Source organism: Stenotrophomonas sp. (assembly GCF_032061965.1).
In the GTDB taxonomy this organism is placed as follows: domain Bacteria; phylum Pseudomonadota; class Gammaproteobacteria; order Xanthomonadales; family Xanthomonadaceae; genus Stenotrophomonas.
On sequence record NZ_DAMBEF010000017.1, the window covers coordinates 23052 to 37150 of the forward strand.

Annotated in this window: 12 protein-coding genes; 8 read left to right on the forward strand and 4 right to left on the reverse strand. The window is 63.2% G+C overall.

Going from position 1 to position 14099, the window contains the following annotated elements:
- Positions 1-140 precede the first annotated feature (140 nt).
- Both RT460_RS10770 and RT460_RS10775 read left to right on the forward strand, forming a co-directional pair.
- Positions 141-635, forward strand: a complete 495-nt coding sequence (locus RT460_RS10770) for a peptidylprolyl isomerase (RefSeq protein ID WP_313318958.1) — start codon at positions 141-143, stop codon at positions 633-635.
- Between the two features lie 111 nt (positions 636-746).
- Positions 747-1730 carry a malate dehydrogenase gene (locus RT460_RS10775; RefSeq protein WP_313318959.1) on the forward strand — a complete coding sequence of 328 codons (984 nt, stop codon included), beginning with the start codon at positions 747-749 and terminating at the stop codon, positions 1728-1730.
- A gap of 73 nt (positions 1731-1803) precedes the next feature.
- Here the strand turns inward: RT460_RS10775 and RT460_RS10780 are convergent, their stop codons facing one another.
- On the reverse strand, positions 1804-3756 hold the full coding sequence (locus tag RT460_RS10780) for an acyltransferase family protein (RefSeq protein WP_313318960.1): 1953 nt from the start codon (positions 3754-3756) through the stop codon (positions 1804-1806).
- A gap of 405 nt (positions 3757-4161) precedes the next feature.
- Between RT460_RS10780 and RT460_RS10785 the strand changes: the two genes are divergently transcribed.
- The gene (locus tag RT460_RS10785; RefSeq protein WP_313318961.1) at positions 4162-5118 is read left to right on the forward strand and encodes a glycosyltransferase; all 957 of its coding nucleotides are present in this window, start codon (positions 4162-4164) and stop codon (positions 5116-5118) included.
- On the opposite strand, the gene RT460_RS10790 is transcribed toward RT460_RS10785, so the two are convergent.
- Positions 5027-6502: a hypothetical protein gene (locus RT460_RS10790; protein ID WP_313318962.1), complete on the reverse strand. Its 1476-nt coding sequence runs from the start codon at positions 6500-6502 to the stop codon at positions 5027-5029. The two genes, RT460_RS10785 and RT460_RS10790, sit on opposite strands and share 92 nt — an antisense overlap.
- Positions 6503-6648: 146 nt before the next feature.
- Between RT460_RS10790 and RT460_RS10795 the strand changes: the two genes are divergently transcribed.
- From RT460_RS10795 to RT460_RS10810, 4 genes are all read left to right on the forward strand, one after another.
- On the forward strand, positions 6649-7278 hold the full coding sequence (locus tag RT460_RS10795) for an RluA family pseudouridine synthase (protein WP_313318963.1): 630 nt from the start codon (positions 6649-6651) through the stop codon (positions 7276-7278).
- Between the two features lie 255 nt (positions 7279-7533).
- A complete protein-coding gene (gene prpE / locus RT460_RS10800; RefSeq protein ID WP_313318964.1) occupies positions 7534-9429 on the forward strand; it encodes a propionate--CoA ligase in 1896 nt (631 codons plus the stop codon).
- 140 nt (positions 9430-9569) lie between these two features.
- On the forward strand, positions 9570-10049 hold the full coding sequence (locus RT460_RS10805; RefSeq protein ID WP_313318965.1) for a hypothetical protein: 480 nt from the start codon (positions 9570-9572) through the stop codon (positions 10047-10049).
- Positions 10050-10155: 106 nt separating this feature from the next.
- Complete coding sequence (locus tag RT460_RS10810) at positions 10156-11217, forward strand: suppressor of fused domain protein (protein WP_313318966.1); 1062 nt, start codon at positions 10156-10158, stop codon at positions 11215-11217.
- 19 nt (positions 11218-11236) lie between these two features.
- Here the strand turns inward: RT460_RS10810 and RT460_RS10815 are convergent, their stop codons facing one another.
- Together RT460_RS10815 and RT460_RS10820 are read right to left on the reverse strand one after the other, a co-directional pair.
- Entirely contained in the window at positions 11237-12727 is a 1491-nt protein-coding gene (locus tag RT460_RS10815) for a HAMP domain-containing sensor histidine kinase (RefSeq protein WP_313318967.1), read from the reverse strand.
- Positions 12724-13443 (reverse strand): response regulator transcription factor, encoded by a 720-nt coding sequence (locus tag RT460_RS10820; protein ID WP_313318968.1) that lies wholly within the window; start codon positions 13441-13443, stop codon positions 12724-12726. Before RT460_RS10820 ends, RT460_RS10815 begins: the two co-directional genes overlap by 4 nt.
- A 145-nt stretch (positions 13444-13588) precedes the next feature.
- Here RT460_RS10820 and msrB point away from each other — a divergent pair, with 145 nt between their 5' ends.
- Positions 13589-14092, forward strand: coding sequence for a peptide-methionine (R)-S-oxide reductase MsrB (gene msrB, locus RT460_RS10825; protein WP_313318969.1), 504 nt, complete (start codon positions 13589-13591; stop codon positions 14090-14092).
- Positions 14093-14099 lie beyond the last annotated feature (7 nt).

Consider the following 14099-nt stretch of genomic DNA (forward strand, 5'->3'; position numbering starts at 1 on the left):
TTGTGCGAAAAGTGCCTGTTCAGGTCAGCCAGACATTCAGCTGTGAGGCCAGGAGGTGAGGGGAGGAGGACGGCACGTCCGGCGGGGCCGGGTGTAAACTATTGGGCTACCGAGAGAAGTCTTCTTTACTAAGGATTCCCATGTCCCTGATCGCCAATTTCGACACCTCCCGCGGCCCGATCAAGGTCGAGCTGTTCGCCGACAAGGCGCCGCTGACCGTGGCCAACTTCGTCAACCTGGTCAAGCATGGCTTCTACGATGGCCTGGCGTTCCACCGCGTGATTGCCGACTTCATGATCCAGGGCGGCTGCCCGGAAGGCTCCGGCCGCGGTGGCCCGGGCTACCGTTTTGAAGACGAAACCAAGAATGGCGTGCGCCACGAGCGCGGCGTGCTGTCCATGGCCAATGCCGGCCCGAACACCAACGGCAGCCAGTTCTTCATCACCCACATCAAGACCGATTGGCTCGATGGCAAGCACACTGTGTTTGGCAAGGTGCTTGAAGGCCTGGACGTGGTTGATGCGATCAAGCAGGGCGATGCCATCAACAAGATCACCCTGGAAGGCGACACCGACGCCGTGCTGGCCGCCAAGGCCGACCGCGTCGCCGAGTGGAACAAGATCCTCGCCGCCTGATTGACTCCGACGGCCACCTGACAGGTGGCCGTTTCTGATTGCAGCCTGGCCGGTGCGTCCGCATCTGCCAGGCCTTACCCCCACAAACGCTTCTTAGCAGAGGAAACCCCCATGAAAGCACCCGTTCGTGTTGCCGTAACCGGCGCTGCCGGCAATATCGGTTATGCACTGCTGTTTCGCATTGCTTCCGGTGAAATGCTGGGCAAGGATCAGCCGGTCATCCTGCAGCTGCTCGAAATCGACAACGAAAAGGCCCAGGCCGCCCTGCAGGGCGTGGTCATGGAACTGGAAGACTGTGCGTTCCCGCTGCTGGCCGGCGTGGTGACCACCGCGGATCCGCTGGTGGCCTTCAAGGACGTCGACGTGGCCCTGCTGGTCGGCGCCCGTCCGCGTGGCCCGGGCATGGAGCGCAAGGACCTGCTGCTGGAAAACGCCAAGATCTTCACCGTGCAGGGCAAGGCCCTGAACGCCGTCGCCAAGCGTGACGTGAAGGTGCTGGTGGTCGGCAACCCGGCCAACACCAACGCCTACATCGCCATGAAGTCGGCTCCGGACCTGAACCCGAAGAACTTCACCGCCATGCTGCGCCTGGACCACAACCGCGCCCTGAGCCAGCTGGCTGCCAAGACCGGCAAGACCGTGGAGAGCTTCGAGCACTTCACCGTGTGGGGCAACCACAGCCCGACCATGTACCCGGACTACCGCTTCGCCACCACCGGCGGCGCCAAGGTTGCCGAGCTGATCAACGATCAGGAATGGAATGCCAACACCTTCATCCCGACCGTCGGCAAGCGTGGTGCAGCCATCATCGCCGCCCGTGGCCTGTCCTCGGCCGCTTCGGCCGCCAATGCCGCCATCGACCACGTGCATGACTGGATGCTGGGCAGCAATGGCAAGTGGGTGACCATGGGCGTGCCGTCCGACGGTTCCTACGGCATTCCGGAAGGCGTTGTATTCGGCTTCCCGGTCACCACCGAGAACGGCCAGTACACCATCGTCAAGGATCTGCCGATCGACGACTTCTCCAAGAAGTACATCGATATCACCCTGGGTGAGCTGGAAGAAGAACGCGCTGGCGTGGCCGACCTGCTGTAACAGCAGCGTCAGTCCACAGGTCAAGAAAACGCCGGGCATTGCCCGGCGTTTTTTTATCTGCGTTGCAGGTGTCTCAGGGCTTGGCCTGCAGCGGCGGTGGCAGGGGTGCGCCGCTGGCAAGCAGGCGTGCACCGAGCTGCCAGGACCCTTCCATGCTCAGGTGGCCACTATCGAAATACAGGGGTTTTCCATCCAGGTACGGCGAGCAGCGCCCTTGCCTGCACAGCAGGTCATGGATGTCGAGTACGTAGGTGTTGGGATACTCCGCGGCGAGCGATGTCAGGAACCGGTTGATGGCCGTGGCCTCGTCCGAATCCGGCCGGCTGGCAACCGCTTCGCAATCCAGCATTTGATGGCCGGTCTGACGGATCTCGCAGTTGCGGTCGTAATCCGGAAACCGGGGGGCTTGGGCCAGCAACACCACCTGTTTGCCGGCTCCGGTCAGTTCTGCCAGCGTATTGCGTAGATCCTGGTCGAAATGGTGGTTGCGGCGATGCACGCTCCACGACGCACCCAGGATCACCGTGCGATAAGGCGCCAGGTTGCGCTGGATGAAGGGCCGGAACTGGGAACACCCGGCTTGGAAGGTTCCAGTCCCGTACGGCTCTGCGCCCCAGACTGGTGGGCAGGTGGACAGCGACGCGTTGCGGATCCGCAGATGATTGGCTTCGGCGATGGCGCCGAGCACGCCAACGTAGTGCGAGGCATGCGAATCCCCCCAAAGCAGGATGTCCGCGGCCCGGTCAGCGGGCTTGCCGTGCACGCACAGCGGGCGCGTCAACACATCCGTATCGAGCTTGCCCAGCTGGCAGTTGTACGGGAACTCATAGGCAGCAGCGGTCTGTCGAAGACGTTGCTTGCTGGCACTGTCCAGATTGGCGCGCTCTTGTTTTGCGATCTTGCGATCGGCCCTGTGGTCCAACGTCACCGATAGCCCGATGATCACGACAACCGGAATGATCGCCAGCAGGATCACCTGTTTGACCTTGCCCATACGCAGGTGGCGCGTGCGACGCTCGATGAACCAGTAGCTGAGAACTGCCAGCACAAGGATCGCAGCGCCGACGACGATGGGGTTGAACGGTATCGACAGATAGCGCAGGAAGGCCAGCACCGGCCAGTGCCATAGATAGAGTGAGTAGGAAACAAGGCCAATGCCAACCATCAGCCGGGAGCGCAGCGGGGCAAGGACAAGACAACGACGTTGGCTGTCGGCCAAGATGACGAATGCGGCGCCCAGGCAGCCTGGCAGTGCGTTCCAGCCGGGGAAGCGACTGTTGCCATCGAGCATCAAGATGCTGCCAATGATCAGGCCCACGCCGGCCAGTGCCACGGCTTCAAACAGCGGATGGTTGCTGCGGTGGGCGTTGCGCACGGCAGGAAACAGGGCAAGCAAGCCACCAATGGCCAGTTCGCCTGCCCGTGTAGGCAGCATGTAGTAGGCGAACTTGGGGTCAATGACGGATTGCTGCTGGGCATAGGCGAACGAGGCACCGATCAGCGCCAACAGGACCCACGGCAACAGGTTGCGTGGCAACCAGCGCAGTCCTGCCAATAGCAGCAGCGGCCAGACCAGGTAGAACTGCTCTTCTACACCCAGTGACCACAGGTGCAGTAGCGGGAGTTGCCGGCTGTCAGCTGCGAAATAGCTGGTATCCAGATGCTGCCAGACATAGACGTTGGGGAGTGATACCGCGCTCCAGCCTGCGGCCGCGGCCAACTGCTTGAGATCGGGCTGCTGCATGAGCAGATAGCCGGCCACCAGGCTCGCCAACACCACAGCGAAGTAGGTTGGGGCAATGCGGCGGATCCGCCTCAGATAGAAGTCGCCGAAGGAAAAGCGTGATTCCGCCTGTGAGCGGACGATGATGGCGGTGATCAGGAAGCCTGAGATCACGAAGAACACGTCTACGCCTACATATCCCCCCGGGGCCCAGTTAGGATCCAGGTGAAAGAAAAGCACTGCCAGGACCGCGATGGCACGTAAGCCATCGATTTCTGGCCGATAGGCATTGTTGGGGGTCATTTCGAGATCGGGCGACTGAATTGGGGCGATTATAGGCAAGGATTACGCTTGCCCATTCCCCCGGCTGTTGGTCCTTGGCGTTGCCAGGCAGCCCTCCATGTGGGGAGGCGCATCGTGCAGCTTCGCTGCGCCGCGGTGAGGCTTGCGTCGCCGAACGTATTATTGGCAAAGGCAGCCTGCCGTGGTCCTGGGCGCACAACGCGTGCTTCGCGCAGCCCGAACCTGCGTTGCCTGGATGGGTCAGGCCGAGCGCCCGCTCGTCTTGCTGGGCGCTGGGCGCGTGTGTAGGTCAGGCAGATTGGTTAGCATGTCCGCCGATAAGAGCATGCAGCAGCATGTTCTGCTTCCAAGTCCTCGTCGTGCGGCTGCCCATTTTCGCGGTGCTGTCTGCGCGCAACCTCAGGAATGACGATGTCTGCTCCAAGAATTGCCGTGCTTGTCCCCTGTTACAACGAGGAGCTGACTGTCGCCGAAGTGGTGTCTGGCATGCGGGCGGCCTTGCCCGATGCGGATATCTATGTGTTCGACAACCAATCCACCGATGCCACGGCACAACGTGCTCGCGAGGCCGGTGCGATCGTGCGGTCGGTAAAGCTGCGCGGCAAGGGCAATGTGGTGCGGCGTCAGTTCGCGGACATCGAAGCCGATGTGTACCTCATGGTCGATGGTGATGCGACCTACCACGCGCCGAGCGCGCCCTTGCTGGTGCAGCAGGTGCTTGATGGGCATGACATGGTGGTCGGCCTGCGCGAGGCCACCGACGAGCGGGCCTATCGGCGTGGGCATGCCTGGGGCAACGTCATGTTGACCACTTTCCTTTCGCGCCTGTTTGGGCGCGCGTGCCGGGACATCCTGTCTGGTTACCGCGCGTTTTCGCGGCGCTTTGTGAAGAGCTTCCCGATGCAGTCGGCGGGTTTTGAGATCGAGACCGAGCTGACGGTGCATGCACTGGAGTTGCGCATGCCGGTCGCTGAAGTGGCTACGCCCTATGCCGAGCGTCCGGACGGGTCGGTGAGCAAGCTCAACACCTGGGGGGATGGCTTCCGGATCCTGGGGACGATGCTCAAGTTGTTCGCTGCCGAACGCCCTTTGGCCTTCTATGGAATTCTCGGCGGCCTGGTCGGGTTGCTTGCCGTAGTACTGCTGGTGCCGGTGTTGCTGACCTATTTTGAAACTGGCCTGGTGCCGAGGTTCCCGAGCCTGATCCTGGCCTCGGCGCTGATGGTCCTCAGCACCTTGTTGGTCACCGTCGGCCTGATCCTGGACGTCGTCACGCGTGGCCGGCGTGAGATGAAGACGCTGGCCTATCTTGGGGTTGCGGGTCCTTCGTCGGCAGCCTGCCAAGCAGCCAGCTCGCGATGATCGCCATGTGTGCCAGCACGAACCACGGCAGTGGGTGCAGGTAGCGGTAGGACACGATATGCACGAACAGCAGATGGCAGGCCAGCAACCCGAGTGAGGTAAAGCCCAGCAGCAGGTACTGCGTGCGTTCGGGCCTGCGCCAGCCGATCATCATGCTGGCCAGCGCCAACGGCAAGAGTGCAAACAGGCAGAACTTGAACCAGATGGCGGCATGCTTGAAATACGTGCGTGCCGGGCTCTCGGTCCTGGACAAGTTGCTGACATCCCAGTTGAACCAGGTACGGATGACCTGGATGGCGTACGGGTCCGGGGCGATGACCCCGATGTCATCCTGCATGCGCAAGTAGGACTTCCTCTTGTTGAAGTACCCACCCAGTGTGGCGACGTTGATCTTCAGCAGGCCAACGGGGTCGCTGAGCATCGCCCTGCGGGTAACGGTGCGGGCGACCATCTCGGCGTTGGGGCTGGCTTTGCTCAGCTCGGCCCACAGGCCCTTGGACGACCAGATGTGGTTGCCGCGTTGCCAATGATCGTCCAGTGGCAGGCGGACGTTCTTCAGTATCTCGCCCGAGACCCCGGTGCCTTCGAAATGCTCTGGCTTGATCAGCGGAGCGACCAGTCCAATAGCCATCATGCCGGTATGTGCGACATAGCCCGCCGGTTGCCCCACCGCACGGCCATACCATTGGGTGTAGCCGATATGGGTGGCTACCAGCAATGCCAGCGCCGCTGCGAAACGGCCAAAGCGGGCCCGCCGACGCGGCCGCTCAAACAGACAAAGCAGCGCAGCCACCAGCGACATTCCCAACACCAAGGGCAGGAAATTGGTGCGGAGCGCGGCAGCAGCCAAGCCCGTCAGCACGGCGAGCAGGAACCACAACAGGTTAGCGGTGCGCAGATAGAACGCCAGGCAGCCAAAGGTGCCAATCAGGGCAGCCAGGCCGAATGTTTCTGCCATGACCATGCGTGCCATGAATACCTGCGCCGGTTCGCTGCAGAACAGCGCCGTTGCGGCCAGGCAGATCCACAGGGGAAGGCGCAGGAAAACCCGCAGCCAACCGAACAGGGCCAGTGAAGTGAGCATGGCGCACAGCAGGTTGAAAGCGAGTATCGCCTGCGCCGAGGCGAAGGGCTTGTGCAGATAGAAAAGAGCCAGGCCATAGAGGTAGGAGCGTTCGGCGGCAGACCCACGCATGACCGTGGATTGCAGGAACACCATCGAATCACCCATGTAGATCCTGAGGATCGGATCCACCAACAGCCACGCCGCGTTGATCAGCAGGATCAGGCCTATCGCCATGCCGAAATCGGGCAGATGGACCTTCAAGCTGGCTGGCAGCTTGCTGTAAGCACGCAGGGGGTTGGACGAGGTCAGCGAATGCATTGATGGGCCATGGCGATAGGAGGGGCAACAGGTGCCGTCGCACAAGCCTGCATGATCACCGGACATTGCACCAGCCCTGGAACGCGTAGGTTGCCGTGCTTCCTGCCTCGCTCCAGACTATGCAACGTAGGGCAAGGTGTTTGCCCATGTCGATTGTGATGAGCGAGTTGATTCATTTTGTGGACCAGGCCCTGGTGGTGGCGGAAAAGCCGGCTGGGTTGTTGTCGGTGCCCGGGCGCTCGGAGGAAAACAAGGACTGCCTGGTTACGCGACTGCAGCTGCAGTACGAGGACGCGATGACCGTGCACCGGCTCGATCAGGTGACCTCGGGCCTGATGCTGTATGCGCGTGGCAAGCAAATGCAGGTTGCCTTGTCCAAACAGTTCGAGCAGCGACAAGTAAGCAAGCGCTACGAGGCGCTGGTGGAAGGGCTGGTCGAGGGCGAATCCGGGCAGATCGACCTGCCGCTGATCTGCGACTGGCCCAACCGGCCAAAGCAGATGGTGAGCGTTGAACTGGGCAAGCCTTCGTTGACGCGTTGGCGGGTGCTGGCCCGTGATGTCGCGGCGCAGACCACGCGGCTTGAGCTGGAGCCGGTGACCGGCCGCAGCCATCAACTCCGCCTGCATCTGGCCAGCATCGGGCATCCGATCGTGGGCGACGTGATGTACGAAGCCCAGCCTGCGATGCGGGTGTGCCTGCATGCCAGGCGCTTGGCGTTTGTGCATCCGCTGACCGGTGTGGCGCTGGCGTTTGTTTCGGCGTGCCCTTTCTAGAAGCAAAAGCTTGCCGGGCTGGTGCACTGGCAGCCGATGCGATCCGAACCGGTCTCCCGTTCAGGGGGTGAAAGGAGCAGCTTGCGAACCACGGGTTCGCTGCTCCTTGAACGCCCTTGCGCCAATGCAATGGCCGGGGCGCGAAGCAGGGGTTGGGGTGAGGGCAGGCGTTGGCTTTTAGGGCTTTGGTCTTAAGACCATCGTCGCAGGGAGTCCAGCCCACTGTCCGGACTATGCTCGGCACACAACAGGCAGGTGTCGGAGGGTGTCGTGCAGTACGATCAGATCTACCGCCGTTCCATTGATGAGCCCGAGGCGTTCTGGGCCGAAGAAGCCAAGGCCATCCATTGGCACCGCCCGCCGCAGCAGATCCTGGATTACAGCAATCCCCCGTTTCGCCGCTGGTTCGTCGGTGGCCAGACCAACCTCTGCTACAACGCGGTCGACCGGCACCTGGCTGAACGCGCTGACCAACTCGCCTTGGTCGCCATTTCCACCGAAACCAATGTGACCCGCGAGCTCACCTATCGTGATCTCTACCGCGAAGTGAATGCGTTCGCCGCAGTCCTGCTCAAACTCGATGTCGGTCGGGGTGACCGCGTCGTCATCTACATGCCAAACATGGCCGAAGCGGTGTTCGCGATGCTGGCCTGTGCGCGCATTGGCGCGGTGCACTCGGTCGTGTTTGGCGGTTTTGCCGCGCACAACCTGGCGCTGCGCATTGATGACGCCCAGCCCAAGCTGCTGATTGCCGCCGACGCCGGCATGCGCGGTGGCAAGGTGATTCCGTACAAGGCGATGGTGGATGCGGCATGTGCCGAAGCCTGCACGCCGCCGCCGAAAGTGTTGATCGTCTCGCGTGGGCTGGATGCGGCCGAACCGCGCATCGCCGGGCGCGACGAAGACTACGCAACGCTGCGCGCGCAGGTCGGTGATGTCGAGGTGCCGGTGCAATGGTTGGAGTCCAACGAACCCAGCTATCTGCTGTATACCTCCGGCACCACCGGCAAACCCAAGGGCGTGCAGCGTGATGTCGGTGGCTATGCGGTGGCGATGGCGCAGTCGATGCGTACCGTGTTCGACTGCGGGCCGGGGCAGGTGATGTTTTCCACCTCTGATGTCGGCTGGGCGGTGGGCCATTCCTACAACGTGTATGGCCCGTTGATCGGCGGCTGCACGTCGTTGTTGTACGAAGGCCTGCCGATCAACCCCGATGCGGGTATCTGGTGGGCATTGTGCGAGCAATACGGCGTGCGCACGATGTTCTCCTCGCCTACCGCGATCCGCGTGCTGAAGAAGCATGACGTCGACTTCATCAACCGCCACGACCTGTCGGAACTGAAATACCTGTTCCTGGCCGGAGAGCCCCTGGACGAACCGACTGCACAGTGGATCAGCGGCGCGCTGCGCAAGCCGGTGATCGACAACTACTGGCAGACCGAGACCGGTTGGCCGGCGTTGACCCTGCTACCGGGGCTGGAGATGAAGCCGGTGAAGTTCGGCTCACCCGGCTTCCCCAATCTTGGCTACAAGATGAAGGTGATCGACGAACAGACCGGGGCGGAAGTGGCGCCCGGGCAGAAGGGGGTGCTGGTGATCCAGCCGCCGTTGCCGCCGGGCTGCATGAGCACGGTGTGGAACGACGACGATCGTTTTCTCAAAAGCTATTTCAGCCACTTCAAGGAGTTGCTGTACAGCTCGCTGGATTGGGCCATCCGCGATGAGGAGGGCTATACCTTCATCCTTGGTCGCACCGATGACGTGATCAACGTGGCCGGGCATCGGCTGGGTACCCGTGAAATCGAGGAAGCCATTTCGGCCCATCCGCGGGTGGCAGAGGCGGCGGTGATTGGCGTCCACGACGAGCTGAAGGGGCAGGTGCCGCTGGTCTTCGTCACCCTGAAGCAGACCCAGCCCGGCGACGATGCCCAGGGCCTGGCGGCGGAAATGATGCAACAGGTCACTAGTTCGCTCGGGGCGGTGGCGCGGCCGGCCCACGTGCATATCGTCAATGCGCTTCCCAAGACCCGTTCGGGTAAGCTGCTGAGGCGTTCACTGCAGGCATTGGCCGAACAGCGCGATCCGGGTGATCTGTCGACTCTCGACGACCCGGCCGCACTGGATGAAATCCGCCGCGCGCTGGGGAAATAGCGCGCGGTTTGGCCGACAGGCCACGGTGCGGCGGTGATCGCAAGGGGGCGGTACGCGGGCAGGCAAAGCTGCACAGACCGGGGCGGGGGCTCCGGGAATGCGCGCGTACCGTATTGCGGTGCACAAAAGTGGGAGGGGGAATGGCATTCATCTATGCCAAGACGGCCGCTGGCCGCCTGGAAATCGAGAACCGTGGCCTGAAGCTGGCGCCGGCGTTGCGCTCGGTGCTGTTGCTGGTGGATGGGCAGCGCGACGCGCGCGAGCTCGGGCAGATGGCGCAGGGCCTACGGGCACCGGATGACGTGCTTGCGCAGCTGCAGGCCTTGCAGTTGATCGAAGCGGTTGGGGGGAATGCCGACAAGGCACCGGTGCTGCCAGTGACCACGCAATTGGGCGATGACCCGCTGCGCTACCAGCAGTTGCGTGACTGGATGGCCGAATCGGTGCGCAAGCACCTGGGCCTGAAGGGCTACCTGATCCAGTTGAAGATCGATCGCAGCAAGACCGCCGTCAGCCTGGAGCAGCTCTGGCCCGAACTGGCCAGCGCCCTGGGCAAGGCCAAAAGTCCCGCATTCGCCAGCCGCTGGCTGGAAGAGACACGCGCACTGGTGGTGGGCTGAACCTCGGTGACCACTGCCTGCCAAGGCGGTGGTCCAGCACCTCGGTGATGTGCTGCGATGTGCGGGCACTATGATGTTGGCTTGTCCATCATTTGGAGTGCCCTGCATGGCGCAGGAAGACGGCGGTCAGATCAGCACCGCGGGTTGGGATGCGATCAACGCGGCCATGGCAGCGCTGTATGCGGGGCAGGAGCCGCGGCACTTCGGCACCGTGTTGTCGCATACGCTGGGTGGCAACGATCCCCTGGATGGGATCAGCGTGTATTGGATCGATACGCCCACCCCGCATTGGCATTACGTCAGTTACGGCTTTTCCGAGCTGTACGACAAGCAGAGCGACGATCCGCAGGAGAGTGGCTTTGGTTTCGAATTGACCTTCCGCCTGGCGGCTGCGCCGGACGAAGGCAGGCACAGTGAGCCGCCGGCCTGGCCGATGAACCTGATGCAGAATCTTGCGCGCTATGTGTTCAGCAGCGGCAACGTGTTCGAAGCCGGGCATCACCTTGATGCCAATGGCCCCATCGCGCTGGATAACCCGACCCAATTGCGGCATCTGGCATTCGTGGCTGATCCGCAGTTGCCGGCTATCGATACCGCCAACGGGCGGCTGAATTTCCTGCAGATGGTCGGCCTGACCGATGATGAGATGGCGGCGATCAAACGTTGGTCCACGCTTGGCGTACTGGCGGTGATGGAGCCGGCCATGCCGCTGTGGATCACCGTGCTGGGGCGCGATTCGCTGCTGCGCGATCCGGCGCTGGCGGCGCAGCTGCAGGCGGGCAGCCAACGTGAAGGTTCAGGCACCGGCATGTTGTTCGTGGAAACGCTGGAGTGGTCCGTCGAAGGCGCAGTTACGACCTTGGTGCTGGGGGCGGGACAGGTGCCCAGCGTGCTGGAACTGCTGCCGCTGCGGCTGCATCACGACAAGCCGCTGGTGCTGCTCGGCAAGGACCGCCAGTGGCGGTTTGAGCCGGGCCGCATGGATGACCTGCAAACCGACGACGACAGCGCCCGCTGCGTGCTTTCCGATGCCACGTTGAGGGCGTTGTTGGACAGCGTGCGTGCCGAACGCGGGGTGTATCCGTTGCCGGGTGGAGCGCTGCAGGTCGAAGTGCGACCGACATTGCTGCGCGATGGACAGGGCGGTGTGATTCGCGAGATTGGTTGAACGCGTGCAGGCTGCGTAATCAGCCCAGCGGAGGCGCTTGTCTGCGCGCGGCCATTGCCAATGAGAACTCGAACACCGCGCCTTCATTGCTGTCCAGCAGCCGGATCTGGCGATGGTGCAACTGCAGGATGCGGTGCACGATCAACAAGCCGAGGCCGCCGCTTTCGGGGCGTTGGCTGCCCAGTGCAGCGGGCGTGTTGAACAATCCGTCCCGGCGTTCGGGTGGAATGCCGGGCCCGCTGTCGGCAACGCGAACCACTACGTCATCATCCAGCGCACGCAACGATATGCTGATGCGGCCACCTGCCGGGGTGTGGCGGATTGCGTTATCCAGCAGGTTGGTCAGCACCCGCTCGATCAGTCCAAGATCGGCCTCCACTGACGGCAGCCCTGCGGGAATATCCGCACCCAGACGTTGCTGGCGTGACTGTGCGGCCAGTTCGAATTTCTGCAATACGTCCTGCACCAGGTCCGGTAACGAGAACGTCTGCAGCTCCAGCACCACGCCGCCATGTTCAAGCCGCGCCAGCTCGAACAAGGCCTGCGCAAGCCGGCCCACCTTGTGGCTCTGCGACAGCGCGATGGCGAGATAGCGCTGGCGCTCGTCGGTGCTGAGGCTGGCATCCTTGAGCGCCAGTGTTTCCAGATAGCCGTGCAGCGATGACAGCGGCGTGCGCAGGTCATGCGACAGGTTGGCAACCAGCTCGCGCCGTTGCAGGTCCTGCTGGCGCAGCTGCTGCCATTGCTCGCCGATGCGTTGGCCCAGATGGGCGAAGCTGTGTTGCAGGATGCTCAGTTCATCACGTTCCCCGGCCCGCAATGGCGTAGGCGGCAAGGGCAGCTGCGGGTCGCCGCTGTCCACGTCGAACGACTGGATGCGGCGGGTCAGCTGGCGCAGTGGCCGGGTGACCCAGCGGAAAGCGATCAAACCAGCGAGCAGGCCGAATACCGCCACGATGGCCAGCGACCACAGCGTGTTGCGCACGGTGGCATTGGCAGCGATATCGGCGGCCAATGCTTCGCGTTGCTCGCCTACCAGCACTACGTAGATGTAACCGACCTGGCGGCCCTGCACCCACAGCGGTGCGGCGTTGAAGACCTTGCGGCCGCTGCTGCTGCGCGGGTCGTCGCCGAAGATCGGCAAGCTGTCGCCGGCCAGCAGTGCGTGCACCGGCGCTAGATCAACCCTGTCTCGCTTGAGATGCCCCTGCGGTGCATCGTGGCCGAGGATGCGGCCTGCATCGTCGAGCAGGTAAACCTCGACGCTGGGGTTGACCGACATCAGCTTGCCGAACAGCGCGCGTACTTCGCCATCGCGGATGCCACGCGCATCCATCAGTTCGCCGCTGCGTGCGATGTGTTCGGCCAATCCGCGCGACAGGCGCTGCACGGTTTCCTGCTCATGCATGCGGTTGCTGCGCATCTGCAGCCAGGCCAGCGCGCCACAGCAGATCAGCAGCAACGCGCAGAACACCAGTGACAGGCGTTGCGAGAGGGTCAGCCGGATCATGCCGTGCTCCCGCCGGCGGCGGCCAGTTTGTAGCCGCGTCCCCATACGGTGAGGATGCGCGTCGGCGTTGCCGGGTCATGTTCGATCTTGTTGCGCAGGCGGTTGATATGGGTGTTGACGGTGTGCTCGTAGCCATCGTGTTGATGGCCCCAGACCTGGTTGAGCAGTTCCATCCGCGAGTAGACCTGGTCGGGGTGACGGGCGAAGAAGTAAAGCAGGTCGAATTCGCGCGGGGTGAGTTCCAGCGGGCGCGCATCCACCTGCGCGGTGCGCGCGACCGGGTCAATGCGCAGGCCGGCCACATCGATGGTGCCGGCGTCGATGCGTGCGTTCTGCGCCATCGCCTCCACACGTCGCAGCAAGGCCTTCACCCGCGCGACCAGTTCCAGCATCGAGAACGGTTTGGCCAGGTAGTCGTCGGCACCCAGTTCCAGGCCGAGGATGCGGTGCAGCTCGCTGGCCCGTGCGCTGGTGATGATGATCGGCGTGTAGCGGGTCATCGCGCGCGCACGCCGGCAGATTTCCAGGCCATCCACGCCAGGCAGCATCAGGTCCAGTACCAGTGCATCCCAGTGGCCGCTTTCGAGCAGGCGCACGCCCTCATCGCCGCTGGCGGCATGGCTGACCTCGTAACCCTCGTCACGCAGGTGCATGCGCAGCAGGTTGGCGATATGCACATCGTCTTCGACGATCAGGATGCGTTTTGTGCTGCTCATCGATGCCTGCGGCCGGCCGAGGGGAAGGTTGGCATTGTCCTTGGAAGGGCGCGCCGATGTGTCACGAAGAATTTAACTCTGCGTGAGGATTCGTTGACCGGGGCAGGCGCAGCATGGCGACATCGTCCCTGGCTGGAGACCGCTCATGAGCCTGACCCGTCGCAGGTTGCTTGGTATCGGTGGCATGGCGGCCGCAGCCGGAGTACTGGGGCTGACCGCCTGCAATGGCCCGGCCCCGGCGGCACCAGCGCGTTCGGCTGTGTTTGAAGTGATGCGCAGCGACGCGCAGTGGCGCCAACAGCTCAGCCCCGCGCAGTATGCGGTGCTGCGTCAGCAAGGCACGGAACGGGCGTTCAGCAGCCCCCTCAATAGCGAACACCGGCGCGGCACGTTTACCTGCGCCGGCTGCGCGCTGCCGTTGTTCTCCTCGGCAACCAAGTTCGACAGCGGCACCGGCTGGCCCAGCTTCTGGGCGCCGCTGCACGGTGCGGTGGGCGAGGACCGCGACAGCAGCTTCGGCATGGCGCGGGTAGCCGTGCACTGCCGCCGTTGCGGCGGTCATGTGGGCCATGTATTCGAGGACGGCCCACGCCCGACCGGCTTGCGTTACTGCATAAACGGGGTCGCCCTGCAGTTCCTCGTGGCCTGATCCGCGC

What these genes read in the sequence shown, in the direction of transcription:
- RT460_RS10805 (WP_313318965.1), top strand. Translation starts at nt 9,570, where the DNA reads ATGGCATTCATCTATGCCAAGACGGCCGCTGGCCGCCTGGAAATCGAG.
- msrB (WP_313318969.1), top strand. Translation starts at nt 13,589, where the DNA reads ATGAGCCTGACCCGTCGCAGGTTGCTTGGTATCGGTGGCATGGCGGCC.
- RT460_RS10770 (WP_313318958.1), top strand. Translation starts at nt 141, where the DNA reads ATGTCCCTGATCGCCAATTTCGACACCTCCCGCGGCCCGATCAAGGTC.
- RT460_RS10785 (WP_313318961.1), top strand. Translation starts at nt 4,162, where the DNA reads ATGACGATGTCTGCTCCAAGAATTGCCGTGCTTGTCCCCTGTTACAAC.
- RT460_RS10790 (WP_313318962.1), bottom strand. Translation starts at nt 6,502, where the DNA reads ATGCATTCGCTGACCTCGTCCAACCCCCTGCGTGCTTACAGCAAGCTG.
- RT460_RS10815 (WP_313318967.1), bottom strand. Translation starts at nt 12,727, where the DNA reads ATGATCCGGCTGACCCTCTCGCAACGCCTGTCACTGGTGTTCTGCGCG.
- RT460_RS10820 (WP_313318968.1), bottom strand. Translation starts at nt 13,443, where the DNA reads ATGAGCAGCACAAAACGCATCCTGATCGTCGAAGACGATGTGCATATC.
- RT460_RS10775 (WP_313318959.1), top strand. Translation starts at nt 747, where the DNA reads ATGAAAGCACCCGTTCGTGTTGCCGTAACCGGCGCTGCCGGCAATATC.
- RT460_RS10795 (WP_313318963.1), top strand. Translation starts at nt 6,649, where the DNA reads ATGTCGATTGTGATGAGCGAGTTGATTCATTTTGTGGACCAGGCCCTG.
- RT460_RS10780 (WP_313318960.1), bottom strand. Translation starts at nt 3,756, where the DNA reads ATGACCCCCAACAATGCCTATCGGCCAGAAATCGATGGCTTACGTGCC.
- RT460_RS10810 (WP_313318966.1), top strand. Translation starts at nt 10,156, where the DNA reads ATGGCGCAGGAAGACGGCGGTCAGATCAGCACCGCGGGTTGGGATGCG.